The organism is Salinivirga sp., from assembly GCF_035268865.1.
Lineage (GTDB): Bacteria > Bacteroidota > Bacteroidia > Bacteroidales > Salinivirgaceae > Salinivirga.
The window spans coordinates 1-9,677 of record NZ_DATFKB010000108.1; the positions used below are offsets into that span (position 1 = coordinate 1).

The window sequence follows — 9,677 nt, forward strand, 5'->3', positions numbered from 1 at the left end:
AAACGATGCAACTATATTTCGGCGATTTTCAATAGTTGGTCCTCCCTGATGCCTTTGGGTGTGTCCTTTACTGTGCAGGCTTCTACACTCACATCGTGCTGCAATACAATGGTCCAGTTATTTTCCAGGGCTTCTTGCAGAATGCGCTCTTTTTCGGCAATGGTGTCCAGTGGTAGAATGTCATAAGACGCTACGTAAACCAGTGGAATGTTGGCCATTACGGGAATCAGATCGCCGGCGAAAAAGACCTTTTTGCCGCCTTTATCGATCAGGGGCAGCATTAAACCTTTGGTGTGCCCATTGAAAAGCCTTACCTCAATACCTGGTATGATTTCGCCTTCCTGTTTCACGAGGTTAACTTTATTGGTTTCCTGCATGGGACGGATATTTTCTTGCGGAAATGCAGGCGCTTCCCTGATGTTTGGATTTGTTGCCCAGTCCCATTGCATTTGGCTTACCCATATTTGTGCATTGGGGAAGGCTGCTACAATCTCACCATCGCTGTTTTTGTTTAATACACCACCACAGTGGTCCCAGTGCAGGTGTGTGAGTATAATGTCTGTGATATCTTCGGGCTTAAAGCCCTGCGCGTTTAGCGATTTCTCAAGTGTATCATCGCCATGCAAATAATGGAAGGCCAGGAATTTTTCATCTTGTTTGTTTCCAATGCCGGTGTCTACCAGTACCTTGCGGTCGCCGGTATCAATCAGCATGGCCCTGTCTGCAATGCTGCACAGGTTATGCTCATCGGCTTCATATTTTTTTTGCCACAGTTGTTTGGGTACGACTCCGAACATGGTACCGCCATCAGCTTTAAATTTTCCTGTTTCGATGTTAAATATTTGCATATTTATTGGTTTAATTCGTTATTCTTGTATTGTAAATCGGTATTAAACTTGATTCTTAAAATTGCATGCTTGTATTTGGCAAAATTAGAAAATCAGTTATTAATGAAAAGGATAATCAAAGCAAATAGTTTATTCTTTTTCGTATATCTTTTGGGTATGCTGCATAGTCAGGTAACCTGCGCCCAGGCAGATACGGCCAGCTATGGTTATTATGTATTGCCCATGGTTATTGAAGGAAAAGATACCATAGCCCTTGTTGATTTACGTACCATAACCATTTATCCGACACGTGATCTTTCGCGCAGAACCCCTATGAATCTTAAATATATCAGGTTAGCTAAAAAAGTTCGCCGTGTTTATCCTTATGCCCGACTGGCTGTTGATATACTTCAAAGTATTTATGATACACTGCCTGATTTAGATACGGAGCGCCAGCAGCGAAGGTTTTTGCGTGCTTATGATAAAGCCTTGCGCGACCGCTATATGGATGAACTGAAAAAATTAAAAGTTTCTGAAGGTCGGATCTTGCTAAAATTGATTGACCGTGAAACCGGCTATACTTCTTATAACCTGGTGAGAGCACTCAGGGGTAAATTGTCGGCCATGTTTTGGCAGTCTCTGGCAAGGATTTTTGGTGAGAACCTTAAAACCGAATATAATCCAAGGGGAGAGGACCGGCTTATTGAAGAAATTGTTGTAAAAATAGAAAGCGGCCGATTAGAGCCGCTTCCACTGCCTAAGAAAAAAGATTAGGCTACTTTTAATCTTTGTGCATCAATATCTGAAAGCTTATTTCTTGCGTATTTCAGGGTAATGCGCACCTTATCTTTTTGTTTTGAGGGTGCATCATACATGGCATCTACCATGATGTGCTCACAGATGGATCTCAGTCCCCTGGCCCCAAGTTTAAATTCAATTGCTTTATCCACCACGAAATCTAATACTGTGCTGTCAAAAGATAACTCGATACCATCCATTTTAAAGAGTTTTTTGTATTGCTTTATAATGGAGTTTTTAGGTTCAACAAGTATTTTCTTCAGTGCATCCCGGTCAAGCGGATCAAGGTAGGTCAATACCGGTAAACGACCAATAATTTCGGGTATCAGGCCAAAGCTTTTGAGGTCTTGTGGTGCAATGTACTGCAAGAGATTTTCGCGATCGATGTGACTTGTTTCTTTAGCAGCAGCATACCCTACCACTGTGGTGTTGAGCCTGTTGGCAATTTTGCGGTCAATTCCGTCAAAAGCGCCCCCACACATAAAAAGTATGTTTTTTGTGTTGACTGCAATCATTTTTTGATCGGGGTGCTTACGTCCACCCTGGGGCGGTACATTTATTACCGAGCCCTCGAGTAATTTTAGCAACCCTTGTTGCACACCTTCACCTGACACATCGCGTGTTATAGATGGGTTGTCGCCTTTACGGGCAATTTTGTCCAGCTCATCAATAAACACAATGCCGCGCTCTGCAGCTTCAACATCGTAATCTGCAGCTTGCAGCAGACGTGTAAGTACACTTTCGATGTCTTCTCCCACATAACCAGCTTCTGTAAGCACTGTGGCATCAACAATTGTAAACGGTACATCGAGCATTTTGGCTATGGTTCGGGCTAAGAGTGTTTTACCTGTTCCTGTACGACCAACTAAAGCGATGTTCGATTTTTCTATTTCGGTGTCATCATCGGAGACTTGTGTAACGCGTTTGTAATGGTTGTATACTGCAACAGAAAGGAATTTTTTAGCTGTATCCTGCCCAATGACATATTGGTCGAGGAAATCTTTAATTTCATGTGGTTTTCTGAGTTCAAGCTTCGATGAAGAGAAACTGCTTTTGCGCTTCATTTCTTCATTGACAATACCGTGTGCCTGCTCTATGCAAGAATCACAAATATGGCCGCTAATACCTGCAATTAGCAAGTTTACATCTTTCTCGTTTCTACCGCAAAATGAGCATTTATTCATTGTATTTCTTTTTTCCTGTTTTTAGGTTTTGTATTAAAAGACTGTCCAAAAACTGTGCTACAAATATAAGGATTTAAAACAAGAATGCAGAACCAGATTTGGTTCTGCATTCCAGACCCGTTTTGTGCTATGCATGACCCACTTTGACTCCTCATGGAAGTGCTTTACTTTTTTTTACTAAACTTTTTTTCATGCGATGTACTGAGCTTGTCGAAGTGAAAAAAAAAGTTACAATCGCATGCCGCTTAAGCTTTAGTGTTTCACTTGCGGTAAGCCTTCGGAGACCGAAGAATGGCGCAAAAAGTCTAGATCAAATTACGGTTATTCGCCTATCGGCTCATGAGGGTATCGCTTCCGATTCTATCGGAACAGGCTGTTCAACCCGCGCTGTTCAATAAATTAATTGACTTTTTAAAGCTGGACAAACCTCTTTTAAGTCATTTATATTGATTGAACCCCGATTATGAAAATATAGCGCAACTGCTGAAAATGGTTCGTTTCGATTCTCGCATCCTTTCCCATAATGCCATTCAACGAACTAACGTAGGTCTGAGTGGGCGGTGTGTTGGCTGGTGGAAATCGTAATAGCTATTACGTCGCGTACTGATTGCAAATCAGCGCAATCGGGGGGGGTGCACTATCGGGACAGGTTGTGCGGTGGGGTTTACTATCTTGTACTAATTCTACTTTCGTTACTTTCACAAGGAAAGAAGTCTGTAATATATACTTTTTTCGAACTCTCATTAACAAAATAGATAATCTTAATCGCTTTGATTCTAGTGTAAAAGTAAAGCAAGTATCGATGTTCTTTGCCTAAGAATTTTAAATTTTCTTCGATTCTGCCGATTAATGGATTATCCTTTAAGGCAACTGCTTTATCTATGAGTTCCTGTGATTTTCTGTCTGCACTGGATTCGCTGTGATGCTTGTAAAAATATTCTAATACTTCTTAATAGTAGATTTCGGCCTCTGCCGTAATTTCTACTGTATAGCTCGCTTCTCTTTCCAAGATTCAACGTCCTTTTTAAATTCATTAATACTTCTGGTTTTACCACTCTCAACGGATTTGAGTGATTGCTTTGCTCTTTCAGTCATGGCATCAATAGACGTGTCAAAAAAACTATTTTCAGTCTTTTCGCTTTCTATCATACTATGAACCAATCGCAAAAAACGCTCGTCTGCATGATTTGTAAAGTCGTGTATTTCTTGTTTAATTTGGTTTGCTTCCATTATTTCCATTGTTTTATTCTCCGACAAATTTAACGATTAATGTCGACATTTAGTTTCATAATCTATTTGTCACCGCAATGACCTTTTGCAGATATGACTTCGACTGTTACAATATCGTCATCAATGGTATAAATAAGACGGTTCTTTTTGTCTATTTGCCTGGACCATTCGCCGGATCTGTCACCTTTTAACTGTTCCACATGACCAGTTCCGGTTTTGGGATGTTCCATTAATTCAATTAAAAGCTTTTCTATTTTCTTTATTGCGGCTTTTTCTCCGTTCTTTTTCAAATAAGCAATGTCTTTCTTGGCTTGCTTCGTGATATGAAGTGTATACATTTTACAGCTGGTTCAGGAAGTTTCTGATATCGTCTGCAGAGTTTAGTTTTTCCGCAATATTATCTTTGTTCTCAATGGCTTTTTTAACGATTTCAATGTTTCTTTTATCTGCCCAAAACAGATCACCACTTGGACTGATTTCATAAGGGTCGCATCTGTACTCCTTAGGAATATCGACAAGCATATCATCTTCACTGACCGGAACAAGTTTATAGGAACGGTTTTTCCGCATAACAACTACCTGTTCGTTATTGTCAATCATGTCAAAATACTTTTTTTGGTTGTCACGGAACTCGCGACTGGTTACTATCCTCATAGTTCTAATTTTTAATTTGTGTACCAAAAACGGTACAAATCTATTAAAATAAACGTGTTTTTCAAGCATTTTGTTTCATCTGTTTATGATTTTGTTTTTAATGGTCAGTACCTGTCCCGATGCAAATCGGGATGGAGCTCACCATGATCTGTAAATAAAAGTTATACATAGTTTTAGCCGTTTTACTATCATTATCACATGTTTTACTGCACCTGGTTGATCATGGTTCGTTTCATTGTAGCGGGTGCAACTTCTCTAATTTATCTTTCAGGTTGTCCAGGCTGTTGATTTTGTAACATTCGGTTAAGTTTACATATTTGTGCCCGGCTATGTGTTGAACTTACCGTAGGTTGTGGACTTCAAATTAATTGATAAAATGCTTACAAAATCTAAATTCAAAGACTTCTTCAACAAAAACATTGCTGCTCTATAAATCGCAGCAGCTTACTTAATTCACTTTTAACTACTGTTTTTTATATCGCATAGCTCCATAAAAAACTAAAGCCCCTTACGAGGCTTTAGGTTTAGCTATTTTAATTTTTTTTTGCTGTACGTCGCGCACTGATTACAACCGAATCGCAGTTAGGCGATGAGTTCAGCGAAGCTAAATCAGCGCGATCGGGGGGTGGCTTTTTCCGCCGATAGGCGGACGCAGTGCTGACGATTGATGACGAATACCGCTTTTCCTGATTGTGCGGTGGCGTTTATTTGTCTCCGTAATGACCCCAAAGGCTTAAAACATGAACTGTTATTATTTCTTCTTCAATAGAATAGACAAGTCGGTGCTTATGGTTTATTCTACGGGAAAATTTCCCGGCAACTCCATATTTTAACAGTTCGATCTGGCCGGTTCCTTGTGAGGGATTTTCTTTAATTTCGTTAAGAAGCTTTGCTATCTTTTTAAGTACGGCTTTATCTCCGGCCTTTTTGTGTTTTTCTATATCTGCTAAGGCTACTTTGGTAAATTTCAGAATATAACTCATAACCCAAGTAACTCGTTTATTTCTTCAGAACTTGTAATCTTTTTCACTTCACCATTTTTCGCCTGTTCTGCGCTGAGTTTTATCTTCTTGATCATTTCAGCGTTAAAATAAACGTCATCTTCATTTATAGGAGTTAAAGCATAAGCCTTATCTTTTCCTCGTTGAACAATAATTTGCTCACCGTTATCAGCTCTCTCAAAGTAGTGCTTTTGGTTTTGTCTAAATTCTCTACTACTTATAATTAACATGTCATTAATTTTTAATGTGTACCAATGTGGCACAAATTTATTAAAATAAACGGTTATTTCATTTATAATGTTTCATTTTAGCGGATGTAACTTCTCTAATTTATCTTTCAGGTTGGCCAGGCTATTGATTTTGTTCCGTTCGTTTCGATTCCCTCATCCTCTCCCGCAAGGCACTCAACGAACTACCGTAGGCCTGAGTGGGCGGTGTGTTGGCTGGTGGAAATCGTAATAGCTACTACGTCGCGTACTGATTACAATTTAGCGCGATCGGGGGGGAGTTGCACTATCGGGACAGGTTGTGTGGTGGGGTCACTCTTCAGTATCAATAATCATTTTAGAAGTATCCTGACTTGTTTGGAAGATATCAGCTATAATGATGCATTCTTCAGTAACTTCATAAATTATTTTGTAACTCCATTTTGATACAGAACGGTAGTTTTCCGGTTCATTCGCCATATATTCTTCGATAGCGTATTTTTCGGGAAAATCGTTAAGGCTGTGGGCTAGGTTGATCAACTCTTTTTTGACTTTTCTAGCAGCAGGATCAGAGTCTTCTGCAATATACTCATAAATGTTGTCAAGGTGCTTTTTTGCTAATTTGTCCCAACGGATGGGTAATTTCTTCTTGCTTACCAATTTTTAACCTCCTTTTCAACTTCTTCTTGAGTTAGATAATCGCCTGATTTCACTCGTTTAGAAGCTGATTTAACCCTGTTTTTAAGGTCGATTTCAGTAATTGAAGAACCATCTGGATTATAACCAACATTTGCAGGTTTTTTATACTCTTTGCTCATGGCATAAATCATCTTTAAAAACCGCTCGTCAGCCTGGTTAATAAAGTCATGTAATTCGTTTCTTAATTCAGGTATGCCCATAATAGATTATTTTATACAAATTTAACGATTAATATCGACTTTTAGTTTCAGGATAAAGGATGTAACTTCTCTAATTTACTTTTCAGGTTGTCCAGGTTATTGATTTTGTACCGTTCGTTTCGATTCACACATTCCCTCCCACGAAGCTACTCAACGAACTAGCGTAGGCCATTGAGTCAGTGGTGGGGTAAAGATCTGCTTAACCAGTTCAAAGCCATTGAAAAAATGAACGATAGCGATAAAAATGTTATTAAAACACTCATAGATGCCTTTATTACCAAAGGCAAGCTTAAACAGCTTATGCTCTAAAAAACCAAAGTGGAAGACACGAGCTACAAGCTCGCGCCAGCGGGGGGAGGTTCGTTTCGATTCCCTCATCCTTTCCCGCAAGCCACTCAACGAACTAGCGGGGGCCATTGAGTGGGTGGTGTGTTGGCTGGTGGGAATCGAAATGGCGATGTCATGCACTGATTACAAACTAGCGCGATCGGGGGGAGTTACACTATAGGGACAGGTCGTGCGGTGGGGTTATTCATCTTTTCTTTTATACCCGATTTGTCTTCTTGGCTCCGGGTTCTCTTGCTTTTCTATCAATTCGTCAAGATATGTAAAAACCAGTTCTATATTTTTATCCTGGTTGGCAAGCTTTTTCTTGATTTCTTCAAGTTCTAAACGTATTTCTGTATGGTTCAGGATCATTCTACGGAGTGCTACAAAAGCTCGCATGATTGCAATATTCATTTCTTTCGCTCTTTTGCTTTTCAAAACGCTTGACAACATTGCAACTCCTGTTTCTGTATAAACAAATGGTTTAGAACCTCCAAGATGCTGTTTTGAAGGTATCACATTTTGTGATACCATGATATCTATCTCAGCATCAGTCAGTACAAACATAAAATCATCAGGAAATAAATCCATATTCCTTCGAACAGCTTGTTTTAATGCTCTTGTTTCTACACCATAGATTTCTGATAGGTGAACATCTAACATTACTTTTTCATCCCTGATTAAAAAAATCTTGTTTATTATCTGCTCTGTAGGGATCAATTGTTTGTTGTTTTCGCTCATGGTTCTGTATTCTTTCGATTTGCTAAAATAATATTTTAATGTTACAAAATGCAACGTCCACTTTATCTCAACGGGTGTAACTTCTCTAATTTACTTTTCAGGTTGTCCAGGCTGTTGATTTTGAACCGTTCGTTTCGATTCGCTCATCCTCTCCCACATTGCTACTCAACGAACTAGCGGATATCAATGAGTGGGTGGCGGGGATGGTTCGTTTCGATTCACACATTCCCTCCCACGAAGCTACTCAACGAACTAGCGTAGGCCATTGAGTCAGTGGTGGGAATGGTTCGTTTCGATTTCCTCATTCCCTCCCGCAATGCTACTCAACGAACTAGCGGAGGCCATTGAGTGGGTGGTGTGTTGGCTGGTGGGAATCGAAATGGCGATGTCGTGCACTGATTACAATTTAGCGCGATCGGGAAAATATTGGACTGAAAAAGGCATTAAATGCTTTTGGAATATCCCATCAACAATACTATGCATGGAAAAATAAGCTCAGTTGTAAAATCTCACCCAAGGTTTTATGCAGAAAAATATACCCAAACCAGCTTACAAAGAACGAAGTCGACGTAATTCAAAAATACCTGAAAGATCAAAAATACAGATATTGGAATGTTACAAACATCTATTTCCAGATATTACGGGATAAGGCAGCCTTTTTTAGTCAAACTACGTTTTACAAGTATGTTAACCAATTACAATTACAAAGGTTGAAACCCGAAAAGAAAAAATACAGTATGGGAATACGAGCAGAAGCACCAAAACGGATTCTGCATATGGATGTAACTATTTACAGACCATTGGATCATTCCAAAGTATACCTGTATTTCCTGGTTGATAATTTTTCGCGGTACATATTGGCGTGGAAAGCATCTTTAACTTATTCTGCTAAAATATCGTTCGAAAACATAGCAGAAGCATACAAAAATTACAATCTAAATGCAGTAGTACCCGGAATTGACTTAATTACCGATGGTGGTTCCGAAAACAAAGGGGATGTAGACAAATTCGTAAACAACCCTGATACCAACATTCAAAAATTGGTAGCGCAAACCGATATTATATACTCAAACAGCATGGTTGAGGCTGTAAACAAGCGAATAAAGTACGATTTCTTGTTTCGTGAAAAACTATTAAACCTGCACCATGTAAACAAATACCTGGCCTGGGCAGTGCCACAATACAACCACAAACCGCACTCGTCATTATACAGTCTTACCCCGGCAGAAGCATTGGACGGATTGATACCGGACAAAAACATGTACAAACAAGCTCTAAAGGTGGCTGCACAAAAACGAAAAGTGGTTAATCCCAGAATTAGCTAACGCTGAGCTCCGTTTCACTCCGGTTGTCATTAGACTTCACCTAAATGACAATTTCCTTCGGTGAGCTACGCTTCGCTCCGGTTCGATTAAGAAAATCTAAACTTTCCGGTTTCCCCGAAAAGTAAGATTTTCTAAACCGGGATTATCCTCGATAGGCTTACGCCTTTTGTCATTAGAAATTTTGCAAATTCCTAATGACAAATCTCGGTTAATATGAACCAACAATGCCTAAATTGCAGACCATAAAACAAAATATGGATTAAAACTAAAGTTTAGGATTTGATTCCTGTTTTATACGGGTATAAAAAAAATTCCAGCAACAAGGGCTTGGTTTACGCGTTATTTACCATCGGCTTTTCATTCTCAAAACTCAAAAGCCAATACTCCAAACCCCCTTCCCAATATTGGGAACGTTTATTTTGATTTTGCGGCGGGATTGGCACGGGACAGGCAATGCGCATCGTAAGCTTTATATGTGGTTTCGT

The 9,677-nt window shown here is 39.5% G+C and carries 13 protein-coding genes; 3 read left to right on the plus strand and 10 right to left on the minus strand.

Going from position 1 to position 9,677, the window contains the following annotated elements; all coding sequences use genetic code 11:
• Nucleotides 1-11 precede the first annotated feature (11 nt).
• Nucleotides 12-848 carry an MBL fold metallo-hydrolase gene (locus VJ937_RS06715; protein ID WP_324066122.1) on the minus strand — a complete coding sequence of 279 codons (837 nt, stop codon included), beginning with the start codon at nucleotides 846-848 and terminating at the stop codon, nucleotides 12-14.
• Nucleotides 849-950: 102 nt separating this feature from the next.
• Here VJ937_RS06715 and VJ937_RS06720 point away from each other — a divergent pair, with 102 nt between their 5' ends.
• The gene (locus VJ937_RS06720; protein ID WP_324066123.1) at nucleotides 951-1,601 is read left to right on the plus strand and encodes a DUF4294 domain-containing protein; all 651 of its coding nucleotides are present in this window, start codon (nucleotides 951-953) and stop codon (nucleotides 1,599-1,601) included.
• Here the strand turns inward: VJ937_RS06720 and clpX are convergent.
• The 8 genes from clpX to VJ937_RS06760 all read right to left on the minus strand — a co-directional run bounded on the left by clpX (nucleotide 1,598) and on the right by VJ937_RS06760 (nucleotide 6,799).
• Nucleotides 1,598-2,809 (minus strand): ATP-dependent Clp protease ATP-binding subunit ClpX, encoded by a 1,212-nt coding sequence (gene clpX, locus VJ937_RS06725; RefSeq protein ID WP_324066125.1) that lies wholly within the window; start codon nucleotides 2,807-2,809, stop codon nucleotides 1,598-1,600. The two genes, VJ937_RS06720 and clpX, sit on opposite strands and share 4 nt — an antisense overlap.
• 981 nt (nucleotides 2,810-3,790) lie before the next feature.
• Nucleotides 3,791-4,039: a hypothetical protein gene (locus VJ937_RS06730; protein WP_324066126.1), complete on the minus strand. Its 249-nt coding sequence runs from the start codon at nucleotides 4,037-4,039 to the stop codon at nucleotides 3,791-3,793.
• 62 nt (nucleotides 4,040-4,101) lie between these two features.
• A complete protein-coding gene (locus VJ937_RS06735; protein ID WP_324066128.1) occupies nucleotides 4,102-4,377 on the minus strand; it encodes a Txe/YoeB family addiction module toxin in 276 nt (91 codons plus the stop codon).
• Between the two features lies 1 nt (nucleotide 4,378).
• A complete protein-coding gene (locus VJ937_RS06740; RefSeq protein WP_324066129.1) occupies nucleotides 4,379-4,693 on the minus strand; it encodes a hypothetical protein in 315 nt (104 codons plus the stop codon).
• Between the two features lie 704 nt (nucleotides 4,694-5,397).
• The gene (locus VJ937_RS06745) at nucleotides 5,398-5,676 is read right to left on the minus strand and encodes a Txe/YoeB family addiction module toxin (protein ID WP_324066131.1); all 279 of its coding nucleotides are present in this window, start codon (nucleotides 5,674-5,676) and stop codon (nucleotides 5,398-5,400) included.
• Entirely contained in the window at nucleotides 5,673-5,924 is a 252-nt protein-coding gene (locus VJ937_RS06750; RefSeq protein ID WP_324066132.1) for a type II toxin-antitoxin system Phd/YefM family antitoxin, read from the minus strand. Before VJ937_RS06750 ends, VJ937_RS06745 begins: the two co-directional genes overlap by 4 nt.
• A 309-nt stretch (nucleotides 5,925-6,233) precedes the next feature.
• Nucleotides 6,234-6,560 (minus strand): type II toxin-antitoxin system RelE/ParE family toxin, encoded by a 327-nt coding sequence (locus VJ937_RS06755; protein WP_324066133.1) that lies wholly within the window; start codon nucleotides 6,558-6,560, stop codon nucleotides 6,234-6,236.
• A complete protein-coding gene (locus VJ937_RS06760) occupies nucleotides 6,554-6,799 on the minus strand; it encodes a hypothetical protein (RefSeq protein WP_324066134.1) in 246 nt (81 codons plus the stop codon). The genes VJ937_RS06755 and VJ937_RS06760 overlap by 7 nt, the downstream gene beginning before the upstream one ends.
• A gap of 171 nt (nucleotides 6,800-6,970) precedes the next feature.
• Between VJ937_RS06760 and VJ937_RS06765 the strand changes: the two genes are divergently transcribed.
• Nucleotides 6,971-7,108 carry a hypothetical protein gene (locus VJ937_RS06765; protein ID WP_324066135.1) on the plus strand — a complete coding sequence of 46 codons (138 nt, stop codon included), beginning with the start codon at nucleotides 6,971-6,973 and terminating at the stop codon, nucleotides 7,106-7,108.
• A gap of 219 nt (nucleotides 7,109-7,327) precedes the next feature.
• Here VJ937_RS06765 and VJ937_RS06770 read toward each other — a convergent pair whose 3' ends face one another.
• On the minus strand, nucleotides 7,328-7,867 hold the full coding sequence (locus tag VJ937_RS06770; protein ID WP_324066136.1) for an ORF6N domain-containing protein: 540 nt from the start codon (nucleotides 7,865-7,867) through the stop codon (nucleotides 7,328-7,330).
• 737 nt (nucleotides 7,868-8,604) lie between these two features.
• On the opposite strand from VJ937_RS06770, the gene VJ937_RS06775 reads away from it, so the two are divergent.
• Nucleotides 8,605-9,192 carry a DDE-type integrase/transposase/recombinase gene (locus VJ937_RS06775; protein ID WP_324066137.1) on the plus strand — a complete coding sequence of 196 codons (588 nt, stop codon included), beginning with the start codon at nucleotides 8,605-8,607 and terminating at the stop codon, nucleotides 9,190-9,192.
• Nucleotides 9,193-9,677: the final 485 nt, after the last annotated feature.